The organism is Streptomyces sp. SX-6, assembly GCF_059089585.1.
On sequence record NZ_JBTHHU010000038.1, the window covers coordinates 24,127 to 38,643 of the forward strand.

Here is a 14,517-nt window from a genome sequence, read left to right on the forward strand (position 1 = left end):
GAAGGGCGGCGTCGGCTACTTGTCGATGTCGCCCACGACGAAGAACAGCGAGCCCAGGATCGCGACCATGTCGGCGACGAGCGTGCCCGGCAGCAGCTCCGCCAGCGCCTGGATGTTGTTGAACGACGCCGAGCGCAGCTTCAGCCGGTAGGGCGTCTTCTCGCCCTTGGACACCAGGTAGTAGCCGTTGAGGCCGAGCGGGTTCTCGGTCCACGCATAGGTTGACCCCTCCGGGGCCTTGAGGACCTTGGGCAGCCGCTGGTTGACCGGCCCGGGCGGCAGCTCCGTCAGCCGGTCCAGGCAGGCGTCCGCCAGCTCGAGCGCGTTGTGCGTCTGCTCCAGCAGGCACTCGAAGCGCGCCAGGCAGTCGCCCTCCTCGCGCGTGACGACCTTGAGGGTGCCGGCCAGCTCGGCGTACGCGAGGTACGGATCGTCGCGGCGCAGGTCGAAGTCGACGCCCGAGGCGCGGGCGATGGGGCCGCTCACGCCGTACGCGTGCACGGCCTCGCGGGAGAGGACGCCGACGCCGCGCGTGCGCCCGCGGAAGATCTCGTTGCCGAGCACCAGCCGGTCGTACACGTCCATCCGCGAGCGGACCTCGGCCACGGCCTGCCGGGCGCGGCCGGTCCAGCCGGCGGGCAGGTCCTCCTTCAGGCCGCCGACGCGGTTGAACATGTAGTGCATCCGGCCGCCGGAGACCTCCTCCATGACCGCCTGGAGCTCCTCGCGCTCCCGGAAGGCATGGAAGACGGGCGTGATGCCGCCGAGTTCGAGGGGGTACGAGCCGAGGAACATCAGGTGGTTGAGCACCCGGTTCAGCTCGGCCAGCAGGGTACGGGCCCAGACCGCGCGCTCGGGGACCTCCATGCCGAGCATGCGCTCGACGGCCATGACGACGCCGAGCTCGTTCGAGAACGCGGACAGCCAGTCGTGGCGGTTGGCGAGCATGACGATCTGGCGGTAGTCGCGGGCCTCGAAGAGCTTCTCCGCGCCGCGGTGCATATAGCCGATGACCGGCTCGGCGCTGACGATGCGCTCGCCGTCGAGGATGAGGCGCAGGCGCAGCACTCCATGGGTGGAGGGGTGCTGGGGTCCGATGTTCAGCACCATGTCGGTGTGTTCGGCCGCGCCGCCGATGCCGATCGTTGTCTCGGTCATGCGCTCCAGTCTCTCAGCTCGCGGGGGACGTCCGAGCACGCCGGCCCCACGGGCTGGAGGAGCCAGGTGAAGGTGCCCAGGCCCGTGGGGGAGGTCAGCTCGGCCGCCTCGCCCGCGCAGGCCAGGGCCCGGACGTACGCCGTGGGGTCCTGCGAGGCGAGCGACAGCGGCGGGCGGCGGCCGTCCACGCCCAGCGCGCGCAGCACCGTGCGCTGGCCGATCAGCGCCGCGCCCGGGCCCGCGCAGGCGTCCAGGGCGACGTGCGCGGTGATGTCGCACGAGCCGTCCGGCACCGGCCGGACCTCGCGCCCCTCGCGGAAGCCGGTCAGGGTGCCGAAGGGCGGCCGGGTCAGGCGCTCGTGCGCGTAGTCCACGGCCACGGCCAGCCCGGCCGTGAGGCTGCCGGCCGCCCGGGCCCAGGCCGCGTCGCGCGGGCGGCCGATCTCGGCGCGGCTGCCGGGCGGTTCGCCCTTCAGCGGCCACCAGCGGGCCAGCCACTCGGCGTCCTCGCCGTGGACGGGCGGGCCGGGCAGCTCCTCGCCGTCCTCCTGGACGAGCACCTGGCGGGGCGTGCCCTCGCCGTCCGTCTCGGCGACGTCCAGCGGCACGTTGTCCAGCCACTCGTTGGCGAAGAGCAGCCCGGTCACTCCTTCGGGTGGCGCGTCGCACCAGACGACACGCTCGTCGAGCCCCGCGGGCCGGTCGGCGATCTCCACCGCGTACGGGCGCAGCCGGCCGGCCAGCTCCGGCGGGCAGTGGCCGAGCACCCCGGTGACGAGCTCGCCGCGCCCCGCGCCCATGTCCGTGAACGCCAGCTCCTCCGGGTGCCCCAGCGCGGCGTCGACCCGGCCCAGCAGTTCGGCCACCGCCCCGGCGAAGAGCGGGGACGCGTGGACGGACGTGCGGAAGTGCCCGGCCGGGCCCTCGGGGCGGCGGTAGAAGCCGCCGGGTCCGTACAGGGCGGCCTGTGCCGCCTCCCGCCAGGTGCGTGTTCCGGATGCCATATACACACGTTATGCGCGGAAGGCGGCCCATGGCCCTCCACCTTGGGGAGTAGGCGAGGGGGAGCGGGATCGATCGTCGGGTTGACCCACGCAGCTGCGTGGCGTGCCTACGCTGGGTGACGTGCAGCGCCTCTACGACTTCCTCCGCAGACACCCCACGGGTGTCGACAGTGCCTGGGCCCTGCTGCTGCTCGCGTTCGGCGCCATGGCCGCTGCGGGGACGGTCGGTTCCACGGCGCATCAGTTCGCCACCGCCCTGGTGGCCCTCTCCATGTCCGTGGTGGTCGCGCTGCGGCGGCGGCTGCCCGCGACGATGCTGGTCCTGGCCACTCTGACCGGCGTGGCGCAGCTCGCGCTCAACGTCGAGGCGAACGTCTTCGACTTCGCCATGCTGGTGGTCGTCTATACGGCCGCCTCCGGCAGCAAGCGCTGGGCCTCGCGGTTCGCGCTGGTCGGCGGGCTGGTGGCGCCCATGCTCTACTTCTGGCGCTGGCCCGACCCGTACGCCACCGGTATGGGACGCACGCTGATCCAGGTGGGCTTCGCCGCGGTGCCCTTCATCCTCGCCTGGGTCCTCGGCGACTCGATGCGCACCCGCCGCGCCTACTGGGCACAGCTCGAGGAGCGTGCCGAGCGGCTGGAGAAGGAGCGCGAGCAGCAGGCGAAGATGGCGGTCACGGCCGAGCGCGCCCGGATCGCCCGCGAGCTGCACGACGTCGTCGCCCACAACGTGTCCGTCATGGTGGTCCAGGCGGACGGCGCGGCCTACGTCATGAACTCCTCGCCCGAGACGGCCAAGCAGGCCCTGGAGACGATCTCCGGCACCGGCCGCCAGGCCCTCGCCGAGATGCGCCGTCTGCTGGGCGTGCTGCGCACCGAGGAGGGCGGCACCGCCGGCGGCGAGTACGTGCCGCAGCCCGACGTCGGCCAGATCGAGGAGCTGGTCGAGCAGGTGCGGGGGGCCGGGCTGCCCGTCGACTACCGGATCGAGGGCTCCGCGCGCCCGCTGCCGAGCGGCGTCGAGCTGACGGCGTACCGCATCGTGCAGGAGGCTCTCACCAACACCCGCAAGCACGGCGGACCGGATGTCGGCGCCAGCGTGCGGCTGACCTACTTCGACGACGGGCTGGGCCTGCTGGTCGAGGACGACGGCCGGGGCGCGCAGCACGAGCTGTACGAATCGGGCGGCGCGGACGGCATGGGGCACGGCCTCATCGGTATGCGCGAGCGCGTCGGCATGGTCGGGGGCACGCTGGACGCGGGGCCGCGTCCGGGCGGAGGCTTCCGGATCAGCGTGCTGCTCCCGGCCAAGCCGGGCCGCTGAAACGACCGTTGAACAGTTGCACATCAGGCACTACGAAAGGGAATCTCCGCATGTCGATCCGGGTCATGCTCGTCGACGACCAGATGTTGCTCCGTACGGGCTTCCGCATGGTGCTGGCGGCCCAGCCCGACATGGAGGTCGTCGCCGAGGCCGGGGACGGCGCGGAGGCGCTGGAGGTGCTGGGCACCACCGCCGTGGACGTGGTCCTGATGGACGTCCGCATGCCCCGGCTCGACGGGGTGGAGGCGACCCGCCGCATCTGTGCCCAGGACAATCCGCCGAAGGTGCTCATCCTGACCACGTTCGACCTCGACGAGTACGCCTTCTCCGCGCTCAAGGTCGGTGCGAGCGGCTTCATGCTCAAGGATGTGCCGCCCGCCGAACTGCTGGGCGCCATCCGGGCGGTGCACAGCGGGGACGCGGTCGTCGCGCCGAGCACCACCCGCCGGCTGCTGGACCGGTTCACCCCGATGCTGCCGAGCGCCGAGGCCAGGCCGAGCAGCCCGCAGATCGGGCGGCTGACCGACCGCGAGCGCGAGGTGATGCTGCTGGTGGCCCAGGGGCTGTCCAACGGCGAGATCGCGGCGCGGCTGGTGCTCTCCGAGGCGACCGTCAAGACCCATGTGGGCCGCATCCTCACCAAGCTGGAGCTGCGCGACCGGGTGCAGGTGGTGGTGATGGCCTACGAGAGCGGCCTCGTCCGGGCCGGCGGCGGGCAGGCCGGTTAGTTCCTTATGCCGGTTGGTTCCTTACGAGCCGTCGCGCCGCCGCGTGCGAGACGGCCGTCGCCGCGCCCGCGAGGGCCAGGCCCCGTACGGCATCTCGCGCGCCCGACGTCCGCAGCACGCCGGCGCGGCGCAGGCGGCCCCGGGCCCAGAGGGTGAACGGCACGACGACCAGCGGCGAGGTGACCACCCCGGGCGTGTAGCCGCGGGTGGCGGCGGCCTGGCCCAGGTGGACCAGGCCGTGCAGGCCGAATCCGTCGAGCGCCGTCTGGTAGAAGCGGGAACGTCCGCCCGTGCGGTACCCGTCGGCGGCGGCCGCGGCGACCACTGCTGCCATCACCCCGACGGCGGCGGCGAATTGACGCCCGTCCATCTGCCGCCAGACGGCCTCCGGCACCCGCGGGAACCGCGTGCGCAGTTCCGGCACTCGGGTACGTACGAAGCGGCCCGCCGTGGCGAGTTCCTCCGTGTCATGCACGGCCCATGCTGCCAGCAGCCCGAACATGACGGCGGGGCTTATTCGTTCGTTCACGCGCGGCAGTCTGGCAGGTGGGTCAGGTGCTGACCAAGTCCTTTACCGTGGCCAGGAATTCGGCTGTGCCGGGGTGGGTGGGGTGCGAGGGGCTGGCGAGGTAGACGGTGGCGGCGGGCGCGTCCGCGACCGGGACGTAGCGCACGCCCGGGTGAGCATGGCTCTCGCTCGTGCCCGCGGAGGCGAGGCCGACCGCCTCGCCGACGGCGACGGCGTTCAGCCACTCGTCGACGTTGCGCACCTCGACGGTACGGCTCGGGCGCCGCTCCGGGGGCCACAGTTCGACGCTCGTGGTGCTGAACTCCGGGCACACCACCAGGGTTTCACCGGCGAGCTCGGCGAGGCGCACCTCGGCGCGGCCGGCGAGGGGGTGGTCGTCGGGCAGGGCGGCGAAGCGTTCCTCCCAGTAGAGCGCCTCGACGGTCAGGCGCGGGTCGTCCGGGAGCGTGCGCAGGATCGCGACGTCGACGTCCCCGGTGGCGAGCCCCGCCGTGGCGGTGTCCCGGCGCCGCAGCTCCAGTTGGACGTGCGGATGGTCCCGGCGCCACGAGCGCAGCAGCGGGACGGTGAGCTGCCCGAGGACGGCGCAGTTGTAGCCCATCCGCAGCGGCCGGGAGACGGCCGCCGCGTCCGCGACGGCGGCGTCCACGTGGGCGAGGATGGCCCGCCCGTGCTCGTGCAGGGTCCGTCCGGCCGGGGTGAGCGTCAGACGGCGGGACGAACGGTCCATCAGCCTTACCCCGACGCGCCGTTCGAGCTGGGCGAGCGTGCGGGAGAGGGCGGGCTGCGTGAGGTGCAGGGCTGCCGCGGCGGAGGTGATGGTGCCGGCGTCCGCTATGGCCACGAGTGCCCTGAGATGGCGCAGTTCCACTTCCACATCCATGCGTGCGGAGCATAGTCGCTGCGCAGAAAGCACTTCCGGGGGTGGGGAGGGCTTCGTACGGTCGGGGCATGAAGATTCTTCTCATCGGTGCCTCCGGCACCATCGGCAACGCGGTCCACACGACTTTCACGCAGCGCGGCCACGAGGTGATCACCGTCGGGCGTACGACCGGTGACCTCGCCTGCGATGTCACCGACCCGGAGGCCGTGGCCGGTCTCTACGGCAAGGTGACGGACCTCGACGCGGTCGCCGTCGCGGCGGGTCCCGCCGTCTTCAAGCCGCTGGGCGACCTGACCGCGGACGACTTCGCGGCGACGCTGCGGGGGAAGGCGCTGAGCCAGATCGAGCTGGTGCGGCAGGGGGCCCGGCATGTGGCCCCGAACGGCTCCTTCACGCTGATATCGGGCGTGCTGACGGAGGAGCCGGTGGTCGCCGGTGCCGCCGCGTCCGCCGCGAACGGCGCGGTCGAGGCGTTCGCCCGTGCGGCGGCGATCGAGCTCGCGCCGCTGCGGGTCAATGTGGTGAGCCCGTCGCTGCTCGCGGAGTCGGCGGAGGCGTACGGGTCCGTCTTCCCGGGCGTGGAGCCGGTTTCCGCCGCGCGGGTGGCGATGGCGTACGTACGGTCGGTGGAGGGGCGGCAGACGGGGCAGGTGTTGCGGGTGGGGTTCTGAGGGGGGCGGCGGGGTCGGCTGCGGGGTGGGGGAGTTGTTGCCCCTGCCCCGCCCTTTCACCGTTTCCTCCGGGGGCTTGCCCCCTGGCCCTCGCAACGCGGCTTCGCCGCGTTGGTCCTCAAGCCCGGCCCGGCACTATCAAGCCCGTCCGGCGCTTGAGGACGAGCGGCGAAGCCGCGACAAGCGGGGTCTGGGGCGCAGCCCCAGGAGACGGCGAGAGGGCGGGACCGGGGCTACCTCAGCACCCCCTACCTCAGCACCCCCTCCAGGAAGTCGCTCCCCAGCCGCGCCACCACCGACAGGTCGAGCTGGTGCAGGACGTACCGCCCACGCCGCCGCGTCGTCAGGAGCCCCGCCTTCTTCAGCACCGCGATATGGCGGGACACCTCCGGCGCGCTGATGCCGTGCTCGGCGGCGAGCTCGCCGGTGGTGAACGGGGCCCGCGCGAGGTTGCGCAGCATGCGGATCCGCATCGGGTGGGCGAGCGCGTCCATGCGGAGCTTGAGCACGTCCAGCGAGCCGGGGCTGGGCAGTTCGGGGGCCGCGGCCGGGTAGTGGACGACCGGCCGCCAGCCCGGCGCGTGCAGCACCATCAGATGCGGCCAGCCGAACGAGGACGGTATGAACGTGACGCCCGGGCCGACCGCCGGGTCGATCGCGGTCGTCCGGCCGTCGGTCAGTTTGTCGACGCTGATCCGGGTGCCCGCGTCGTCCACGTGGACGGCCGGGGACACCTCCGTCAGCGCCTCGCGCAGCCCCTTGCGGCGCAGCACCTCCGACTTGTGCCGGGCGTCGGCGGCCAGTTGGACGCTCACCCGCTGCCAGACGTCGCCGAAGAACGCCTCCTCGCAGTCCTCGAACAGACGGCGTATCCAGGCCCGTACGGCCGGCGGGTCCTCCAGCAGCCGCCGGGCGAACTCCATCTGCCGGGGGCCGCGTGCCGCCGCCCGCTCGAGGGCACTGGCACGGGAGCGCGCGCTGACGAGCGGCGAGGCTTCGCCCAGCGAGTAGTGGCTGGCGCAGCTGATCTCCAGGGCGGCGGCGACGAACCGCTCGTCGCCGAGACGGTCGACCGCGTCCAGCTCCTCCCGGAGCGTGGTGCTGGGCGTTCCGGCCGTCTCCGGGAGCGCGGCGAACGGCATCATGATGTCGGAGATGATCGGGCCCCAGAGGAAGTCCGCCTCGCACAGCCGGTCGGCGAGGTCCGGCCGGAGGCCCGCGGTGGTCGAGGTCGACCAGCCGTGCAGCCCGGGGTGGTGCCCGGGTTCGGCCAGGACGTGCAGGGCATTGCCCAGCTCGGCCAGCGGTGACACCCGGAACAGGAAGCTCTCGGCCGGCAGGCCCGTGATGTCGATCTTCACGCTCATGTCACCCATTCTGGGGGCGGTTTCCGGACGTCCGGCCGTGGATTGACGAGGAACGTCAATCCACGGGCCAAGCACCGCCCCGCCCCCGCACGGTGAGGGACATGAACGCATCCCAGCAGCACATGCTCGACGTCTACCGCGCCGCACAGCACCGGACGCCCGCCCCGCCGGCGCCCGGTGTCCACGAGTGGCAGGCCGTTCAGGAGTTCCGCACGTGGCGTGAATTCCTCGCTGTCGTCGACGAGCGGGTGGCTCGCCGCCGGGCTCTGTGGCGGAACCTCTTCCGCCGGCCGGCGGCCCCCGCCGTACCGTCAGCCGTGCGCCGCCACCCGGTCCAGCAGGCCGCGGACCGCGTCGCCGACGGCTGCGGCAGTCCAGTCCAGCGCTGACGAGCCGACCGTGACCTCGGTGACCGACAGGCCGGGGACCTCGGCCGTATGCCAGGTGTGGAACAGCCAGGTACGGTCCTCCTCCGCGAGCCGCACACCGGCCTCGTTCAGCGCGTCCGCCGGGTACGGCAGCCACACCTGGAACTGGTGGGTGTGCGGGACCTCCGGATTCACGTGAAACCACGGCACACCGGCCTCGCCGAAGGCCTCCCGCAGCGCCGCCGCGACGACCTTCGCGTGGGCCACGTACGAGGGCAGCCGCGGCAGTTCGCGGTCCAGCCCGACCAGGCCGGCGAGTGCCGCGGGCCACTGCTGGAACAGCTGCCCGCCGTACCGGTGCCGCCACACCGTCGCTTCCTCCACCAGCGACTCCGGGCCCGCGAGCACGGCGCCCGAGAGGCCGCCGAGGGACTTGTAGAGCGATACGTAGACCGAGTCCGCGAGGGCGGCGATCTCCGGCAGGCCCACCCCGAAGTGCGGGGCGCACTCCCACAGCCGGGCGCCGTCGAAGTGGACCACCGCGTCCCGTTCGCGGGCGGCCTCCACCGTCTCGTTGAGCTCCTCCCAGGTGGGCAGCACGAACCCCGGGTTGCGCAGCGGGAGTTCGAGGACGAGCGTCCCGAACGGCTCCTCCAGCTCCCGTATCTCCGCCGCCGTCGGCTGCCGCGGCGCGTCCGTGGGGTGTACCCCACGCAGACCGCTGACCGTCGCGTACGCGCCGCGCTCGTCCTTCACCAGGTGCGACATCGGGTGCAGCGCCACCGTGCCGTTGCCCGTACGCCCGGCCCAGCAGCGCAGCGCCACCTGCTGCGCCATCGTCCCGGTGGGGAAGAACGCCGCGGCCTCCATGCCCAGCAGCTCCGCGACCCTGCGCTCGAGTTCGCCGACGACCCCGTCGCCGTAGAGGTCCAGGTGGCTGCCGAGGTCGTACGCGTCCGGCGCCTCGGCGGCGAGGCGGGCCAGCCGTTCGCCGATCGTCGCGGAGAGCGGGGTGCTGGACAGGACGCGTTCGGCGCCGCGCTGCGCGGCCAGTCGTCGAGTGCGTTCGCTTGTCATGGGAGGGATCTTCGTGCCGGTGCGGGCCCTGCGGCAATGAGATTGTCCACAGCTCTGTGGACGCCTGAACCGGGCCGTGCGCGCGTAGCATGACAGCGGAATCGTCCGGTACCCCCGCGGACTGGAACGGAAGGCATCCGCCGCGTGAACGCACAACCCAACGCCGAGCAGCACGGCGTGCACGACCGTCCGGCCCGGCTCACCGTCGGTGTCGTCGGCGCCGGCCGCGTAGGCCCCGCACTCGCCGCGTCGCTGCAACTCGCCGGGCACCGCCCGGTCGCTGTTTCCGGCGTCTCCGACGCCTCACTGCGCCGGGCGGCCGAGCTGCTGCCGGGCGTCCCCGTCGTCACCCCCGCCGAGGTCCTCGCGCACGCCGAGCTGGTGCTGCTGACCGTCCCCGACGACGTGCTCCCCGGCCTGGTCACCGGCCTCGCCGAGACCGGCGCCGTACGTCCCGGGCAGCTGCTCGTGCACACCTCGGGCCGGCACGGCACCGCCGTGCTCGACCCGGCGCGCCGCGCGGGCGCGCTGCCGCTGGCCCTGCACCCCGCGATGACCTTCACCGGCACCGCCGTGGACGTCCAGCGCCTCGCGGGCTGCTCGTTCGGCGTGACCGCGCCCGGGGAGCTGAGGCTCGCGGCCGAGGCGCTGGTGATCGAGATGGGCGGCGAGCCCGAGTGGATCGAGGAGGAGGCCCGGCCGCGCTACCACGCGGCCCTGGCCATCGGCTCGAACCACCTGGTCACCCTGGTCGCCCAGGCGATGGAGCTGCTGACGACGGCCGGTGTCGCCAACCCGGCGAGGATGCTCGGCCCGCTGCTCGGCGCGGCCCTCGACAACGCCCTGCGCAGCGGCGACGCTGCCCTCACCGGCCCGGTGGCCCGCGGCGACGCGGGCACCGTCGCCGCGCACATCGCCGAGCTGCGCACGCACGCCCCGCAGGCCGTCGCCGCGTACCTCGCGATGGCCCGTACGACCGCGGACCGCGCGCTCGCGCACGGCCTGCTCAAGCCGGAACTGGCAGAGGACCTGCTCGGCGTCCTCTCGGACGGAGGAACCCAGTGACCACCCAGCTCACGCGCGACGCCGCCGAGCTGCACGCCCTGCCGCACGACGGCCGCCGCGCCGTCGTGATGACCATGGGCGCCCTGCACGAGGGCCACGCCACCCTGATCCGCGAGGCCCGCCGGCTCATGGGGACGGACGGCCAGGTCGTCGTCACCGTCTTCGTCAACCCGCTGCAGTTCGGCCCGGGCGAGGACCTGGACCGCTACCCGCGCACCCTGGACGCGGACATCCTGATCGCCGAAAAGGCAGGCGCCGACGTCGTCCTCGCCCCGTCCGTCGCCGAGGTCTACCCCGGCGGCGAGCCCGAGGTCCGCATCACCGCCGGGCCCATGGGGGAGCGGCTCGAGGGCGCGCACCGCCCCGGCCACTTCGACGGCATGCTGACCGTCGTCGCCAAGCTGCTGCACCTCACCCGCCCGGACGTGGCGCTGTTCGGGCAGAAGGACGCCCAGCAGCTGGCGCTGATCCGCCGCATGGTGCGCGACCTGAACTTCCCGGTGGAGGTCGTCGGCGTGCCGACCGTGCGAGAGGGCGACAATCTCGCCCTCTCGAGCCGCAACCGCTACCTCTCCGACGCCGACCGGGCCACCGCGCTGGAACTCTCGCGCGCCCTGCTCACGGCCGCCGCGTCCGCCGAGCACGGCCCGGGCGTCGTACGCCGCGCCGCACGCGCCGTCCTCGACCACGCGGCGCGGATGGAGCCGTCGGCCGTCCTGGACTACGTGGCCCTCGTCGACCCGGCCGACTTCACCGAGGTCGCCGACGACCACACCGGCGAGGCCGTCCTCGCTGTAGCGGCCAAGGTCGGCACCACCCGCCTCATCGACAACATCCCCCTGGACTTCGGAGAGCGCCGATGAGCGGCATACGCCTCACCGCCCCCCTGCCCGGCTGGACCGTCCGCTCCGATGTGGTCGTCGTCGGCTCCGGTGTCGCCGGGCTCACCGTCGCCCTGCGCTGCGCGGCGGCCGGAGCGAAGGTCACCGTCGTGACCAAGGCCCGCCTCGACGACGGCTCCACCCGCTGGGCCCAGGGCGGCATCGCGGCCGCGCTCGGCGACGGCGACACCCCCGCACAGCACCTCGACGACACGCTCGTGGCCGGTGCGGGCGTGTGCGACGAGGAGGCTGTACGCGCCCTGGTCACCGAGGGCCCCGACGCGGTGCGCCGCCTCATCGCCACCGGCGCCCGCTTCGACACCGACGCCGCCGGCGAGATCCTGCTCACCCGCGAGGGCGGCCACCACCGCAGCCGCATCGCCCACGCCGGCGGCGACGCCACCGGCGCCGAGATCTCCCGCGCCCTGGTCGAGGCCGTACGGGCCGCGGGCATCGAGACCATCGAGCACGCGCTCGTCCTCGACCTGCTCAAGGACGCGGACGGCCGTGCGGCGGGCGTCTCGCTGCACGTCATGGGCGAGGGCCAGCACGACGGCGTCGGCGCCGTACGGGCCGGGGCCGTGGTCCTGGCCACCGGCGGCATGGGCCAGGTGTTCTCCGCGACCACCAACCCCTCCGTCTCCACCGGCGACGGCGTCGCGCTCGCGCTGCGCGCCGGGGCCGAGGTCTCCGACCTGGAGTTCGTCCAGTTCCACCCGACCGTGCTGTGGCTCGGCCCCGACGCCGAGGGCCAGCAGCCGCTCGTCTCCGAGGCCGTGCGCGGCGAGGGCGCCCACCTCGTGGACGCCGACGGCCACCGCTTCATGGTCGGCCGCCACGAACTCGCCGAACTCGCCCCCCGCGACATCGTCGCCAAGGGCATCCTGACCCGCATGCTCGAGACCGGCGCCGAGCACATGCACCTGGACGCCCGCCACTTCGGCGCGAAGATGTGGGCCGAGCGGTTCCCCACCATCCTCGCCGCCTGCCGTGCGCACGGCATCGACCCGGTCACCGGGACCATCCCGGTCGCGCCCGCCGCGCACTACGCCTCCGGCGGCGTACGCACCGACCTGACCGGCCGCACCACCGTGCCCGGCCTGTACGCGTGCGGCGAGGTCGCCTGTACCGGGGTGCACGGCGCCAACCGCCTCGCCTCCAACTCCCTGCTGGAGGGCCTGGTCTTCGCCGAGCGCATCGCCGCCGACATCGCGGCCGGCACCGTCGCCCCCGGTGAACCGGTGCTCCCGGAGGACGGGCAGGGCGTTCCGCTCGCCGCCCCGGAGGAGCGCCACACGATCCAGCGCATCATGACCGCTGGTGCCGGAGTCCTCCGTTCCGCTGAAAGCCTGGCCGCCGCCGCCGAGCAGCTCGACCGCATCCGCACCGCCCCGCAGCGGGACGGCAAGGCGGCCGAGCCCGGCACGGAGAGCTGGGAGGCCACCAACCTCCTGCTCGTCTCCCGGGTCCTGGTCGCCGCCGCCCGGCTCCGTGAGGAGACCCGGGGCAGCCACTGGCGCGAGGACCGGGCCGGCCGCGACGATGCCGCCTGGCGCCGGCACATCCTCGTGACCCTGCGCCCGGACCGTACGCTTGCTGTCTCCACCACGAAGTCGTCCGCCTTCCCGCCGGTCATGCCAGTCCCCCCTAGGAGCGCCGCGTGAGCATCCCCGAGAACGTCCAGTACAAGCTCGCCACCTTCGAGGAACCCGGCTGCGCCGGCGACTGCGCCTGTGGCGACGGATCGTTCGACTGGGAGTGCGGCCTCGACCACGCCCTCGCCGGACTGCTCGACGAGGCCGGACTGGACCCGGTCATGGTCGAGGAGATCGCGAACATGGCCGTCGAGGAGGACCTCGACGGCGGGGTGGACGTCACCACCGTCGCCACCGTCCCCGAGGACTCCGTGGCCACCGGCGACTTCACCGCCCGCGAGGCCGGCACCGTCTCCGGGCTGCGCGTCGCCGAGGCGATCCTCTCCGTGGTCTGCACCGACGAGTTCGAGGTCGAGCGGCACGCCGAGGACGGCGACCGGGTGGAGCCCGGCCAGAAGCTGCTCTCCGTGCGCACCCGCACCCGCGACCTGCTCACCGGCGAGCGCAGTGCCCTCAACCTCCTGTGCCGGCTGTCCGGCATCGCCACCGCCACCCGCGCCTGGGCCGACGCCCTCGAGGGCACCGGCGCGGCCGTCCGCGACACCCGCAAGACGACCCCCGGACTGCGCGCCCTGGAGAAGTACGCGGTGCGCTGCGGCGGCGGCGTCAACCACCGGATGTCGCTGTCCGACGCCGCGCTGATCAAGGACAACCACGTCATCGCCGCGGGCGGCGTCGCCGAGGCGTTCAAGGCCGTACGGGAGCACTTCCCCGACCTGCCGGTCGAGGTCGAGGTGGACCGGCTCGACCAGATCCCGCCGATCCTCGACGAGGGCGTCGACCTGATCCTGCTCGACAACTTCACCGTCGAGCAGACCCGTGACGCCGTCGCGCTCGTCGCGGGCCGCGCCCGGCTGGAGTCCTCGGGCCGGCTCACGCTGGCCAACGCCCGTGAGTACGCCGAGACGGGCGTCGACTACCTGGCCGTGGGCGCGCTCACCCACTCCGCGCCGATCCTCGACATAGGGCTGGACCTCCGCGAGGAGACTGCCGCCGAGGGTGTCGTCTGATGCTGCTCACCATCGACGTCGGCAACACCCAGACCGTCCTTGGCCTGTTCGACGGCGAGGACATCGTCGAGCACTGGCGCATCTCCACCGACGCCCGCCGCACCGCGGACGAACTCGCCGTGCTCTTCCAGGGGTTGATGGGGCGTCACCCGCTGCTCGGCGACGACCTGGGCGAGGGCATCGAGGGCATCGCGATCTGCTCGACGGTCCCCTCCGTCCTGCACGAGCTGCGCGAGATGACCCGCCGCTACTACGGCGACGTGCCCGCCGTGCTGGTCGAGCCCGGGGTGAAGACCGGCGTGCCGATCCTCATGGACAACCCCAAGGAGGTCGGCGCCGACCGCATCATCAACGCGGTCGCGGCGGTCGAGCTCTACGGCGGCCCCTGCGTCGTGGTCGACTTCGGCACGGCCACGACGTTCGACGCGGTCAGCGCGCGCGGCGAGTACGTGGGCGGCGTGATCTCGCCCGGCATCGAGATCTCGGTCGAGGCGCTGGGCGTCAAGGGCGCCCAGCTCCGCAAGATCGAACTGGCCCGGCCGCGCAGCGTCATCGGCAAGAACACGGTCGAGGCGATGCAGTCCGGCATCATCCACGGCTTCGCCGGCCAGGTCGACGGCGTCGTCAACCGCATGGCCCGCGAGCTGGCCACCGACCCGGACGACGTCACCGTCATCGCCACCGGCGGCCTGGCCCCGCTGGTGCTCGCCGAGGCGACCGTCATCGACGAGCACGAGCCCTGGCTCACCCTGATCGGGCTGCGCCTGGTGTACGAACGGAACATCGCCCGGACGTAG

15 protein-coding genes are annotated in these 14,517 nt (G+C 73.3%); 9 read left to right on the forward strand and 6 right to left on the reverse strand.

What is annotated here, in order from left to right; genetic code table 11:
* Positions 1-15: 15 nt before the first annotated feature.
* The gene (locus tag ACV530_RS31300) at positions 16-1,158 is read right to left on the reverse strand and encodes an NADH-quinone oxidoreductase subunit D (protein ID WP_494336044.1); all 1,143 of its coding nucleotides are present in this window, start codon (positions 1,156-1,158) and stop codon (positions 16-18) included.
* On the reverse strand, positions 1,155-2,162 hold the full coding sequence (locus ACV530_RS31305; protein WP_494336045.1) for an SAM-dependent methyltransferase: 1,008 nt from the start codon (positions 2,160-2,162) through the stop codon (positions 1,155-1,157). Before ACV530_RS31305 ends, ACV530_RS31300 begins: the two co-directional genes overlap by 4 nt.
* Before the next feature lie 121 nt (positions 2,163-2,283).
* Between ACV530_RS31305 and ACV530_RS31310 the strand changes: the two genes are divergently transcribed.
* Positions 2,284-3,486 (forward strand): sensor histidine kinase, encoded by a 1,203-nt coding sequence (locus tag ACV530_RS31310; protein ID WP_494336046.1) that lies wholly within the window; start codon positions 2,284-2,286, stop codon positions 3,484-3,486.
* Between the two features lie 50 nt (positions 3,487-3,536).
* Positions 3,537-4,214, forward strand: coding sequence for a response regulator (locus ACV530_RS31315; RefSeq protein WP_494336047.1), 678 nt, complete (start codon positions 3,537-3,539; stop codon positions 4,212-4,214).
* 4 nt (positions 4,215-4,218) lie between these two features.
* Here ACV530_RS31315 and ACV530_RS31320 read toward each other — a convergent pair whose 3' ends face one another.
* Together ACV530_RS31320 and ACV530_RS31325 are read right to left on the reverse strand one after the other, a co-directional pair.
* Positions 4,219-4,716 (reverse strand): HXXEE domain-containing protein, encoded by a 498-nt coding sequence (locus ACV530_RS31320; RefSeq protein ID WP_494336086.1) that lies wholly within the window; start codon positions 4,714-4,716, stop codon positions 4,219-4,221.
* 49 nt (positions 4,717-4,765) lie between these two features.
* Positions 4,766-5,626, reverse strand: coding sequence for a LysR family transcriptional regulator (locus tag ACV530_RS31325; protein WP_494336048.1), 861 nt, complete (start codon positions 5,624-5,626; stop codon positions 4,766-4,768).
* 68 nt (positions 5,627-5,694) lie between these two features.
* Between ACV530_RS31325 and ACV530_RS31330 the strand changes: the two genes are divergently transcribed.
* Positions 5,695-6,297: a short chain dehydrogenase gene (locus ACV530_RS31330; protein ID WP_494336049.1), complete on the forward strand. Its 603-nt coding sequence runs from the start codon at positions 5,695-5,697 to the stop codon at positions 6,295-6,297.
* Between the two features lie 248 nt (positions 6,298-6,545).
* Here ACV530_RS31330 and ACV530_RS31335 read toward each other — a convergent pair whose 3' ends face one another.
* Positions 6,546-7,664 carry a DUF5937 family protein gene (locus ACV530_RS31335; protein ID WP_494336050.1) on the reverse strand — a complete coding sequence of 373 codons (1,119 nt, stop codon included), beginning with the start codon at positions 7,662-7,664 and terminating at the stop codon, positions 6,546-6,548.
* A 101-nt stretch (positions 7,665-7,765) separates the two neighbouring features.
* Between ACV530_RS31335 and ACV530_RS31340 the strand changes: the two genes are divergently transcribed.
* The gene (locus ACV530_RS31340; RefSeq protein WP_494336051.1) at positions 7,766-8,053 is read left to right on the forward strand and encodes a hypothetical protein; all 288 of its coding nucleotides are present in this window, start codon (positions 7,766-7,768) and stop codon (positions 8,051-8,053) included.
* Here ACV530_RS31340 and ACV530_RS31345 read toward each other — a convergent pair.
* On the reverse strand, positions 7,976-9,109 hold the full coding sequence (locus ACV530_RS31345; protein ID WP_494336052.1) for a threonine aldolase family protein: 1,134 nt from the start codon (positions 9,107-9,109) through the stop codon (positions 7,976-7,978). The genes ACV530_RS31340 and ACV530_RS31345 overlap by 78 nt on opposite strands.
* A gap of 144 nt (positions 9,110-9,253) precedes the next feature.
* Here ACV530_RS31345 and ACV530_RS31350 point away from each other — a divergent pair, with 144 nt between their 5' ends.
* From ACV530_RS31350 to ACV530_RS31370, 5 genes are read left to right on the forward strand one after another with little or no spacing between them, the layout of a single operon-like run.
* Positions 9,254-10,174, forward strand: a complete 921-nt coding sequence (locus tag ACV530_RS31350) for a Rossmann-like and DUF2520 domain-containing protein (RefSeq protein ID WP_494336053.1) — start codon at positions 9,254-9,256, stop codon at positions 10,172-10,174.
* On the forward strand, positions 10,171-11,037 hold the full coding sequence (gene panC / locus ACV530_RS31355; RefSeq protein ID WP_494336054.1) for a pantoate--beta-alanine ligase: 867 nt from the start codon (positions 10,171-10,173) through the stop codon (positions 11,035-11,037). Before ACV530_RS31350 ends, panC begins: the two co-directional genes overlap by 4 nt.
* Positions 11,034-12,719 carry an L-aspartate oxidase gene (locus tag ACV530_RS31360; RefSeq protein WP_494336055.1) on the forward strand — a complete coding sequence of 562 codons (1,686 nt, stop codon included), beginning with the start codon at positions 11,034-11,036 and terminating at the stop codon, positions 12,717-12,719. Before panC ends, ACV530_RS31360 begins: the two co-directional genes overlap by 4 nt.
* Positions 12,716-13,720 (forward strand): carboxylating nicotinate-nucleotide diphosphorylase, encoded by a 1,005-nt coding sequence (gene nadC, locus ACV530_RS31365; protein ID WP_494336056.1) that lies wholly within the window; start codon positions 12,716-12,718, stop codon positions 13,718-13,720. Before ACV530_RS31360 ends, nadC begins: the two co-directional genes overlap by 4 nt.
* Positions 13,720-14,517, forward strand: coding sequence for a type III pantothenate kinase (locus ACV530_RS31370; RefSeq protein ID WP_494336057.1), 798 nt, complete (start codon positions 13,720-13,722; stop codon positions 14,515-14,517). The genes nadC and ACV530_RS31370 overlap by 1 nt, the downstream gene beginning before the upstream one ends.

Excerpts from the sequence above, each read along its gene's own strand:
- ACV530_RS31300 (WP_494336044.1), bottom strand. The coding sequence starts at position 1,158 with ATGACCGAGACAACGATCGGCATCGGCGGCGCGGCCGAACACACCGAC.
- ACV530_RS31305 (WP_494336045.1), bottom strand. The coding sequence starts at position 2,162 with ATGGCATCCGGAACACGCACCTGGCGGGAGGCGGCACAGGCCGCCCTG.
- ACV530_RS31315 (WP_494336047.1), top strand. The coding sequence starts at position 3,537 with ATGTCGATCCGGGTCATGCTCGTCGACGACCAGATGTTGCTCCGTACG.
- ACV530_RS31320 (WP_494336086.1), bottom strand. The coding sequence starts at position 4,716 with ATGTTCGGGCTGCTGGCAGCATGGGCCGTGCATGACACGGAGGAACTC.
- ACV530_RS31325 (WP_494336048.1), bottom strand. The coding sequence starts at position 5,626 with ATGGATGTGGAAGTGGAACTGCGCCATCTCAGGGCACTCGTGGCCATA.
- ACV530_RS31330 (WP_494336049.1), top strand. The coding sequence starts at position 5,695 with ATGAAGATTCTTCTCATCGGTGCCTCCGGCACCATCGGCAACGCGGTC.
- ACV530_RS31335 (WP_494336050.1), bottom strand. The coding sequence starts at position 7,664 with ATGAGCGTGAAGATCGACATCACGGGCCTGCCGGCCGAGAGCTTCCTG.
- ACV530_RS31340 (WP_494336051.1), top strand. The coding sequence starts at position 7,766 with ATGAACGCATCCCAGCAGCACATGCTCGACGTCTACCGCGCCGCACAG.
- ACV530_RS31345 (WP_494336052.1), bottom strand. The coding sequence starts at position 9,109 with ATGACAAGCGAACGCACTCGACGACTGGCCGCGCAGCGCGGCGCCGAA.
- ACV530_RS31360 (WP_494336055.1), top strand. The coding sequence starts at position 11,034 with ATGAGCGGCATACGCCTCACCGCCCCCCTGCCCGGCTGGACCGTCCGC.
- ACV530_RS31370 (WP_494336057.1), top strand. The coding sequence starts at position 13,720 with ATGCTGCTCACCATCGACGTCGGCAACACCCAGACCGTCCTTGGCCTG.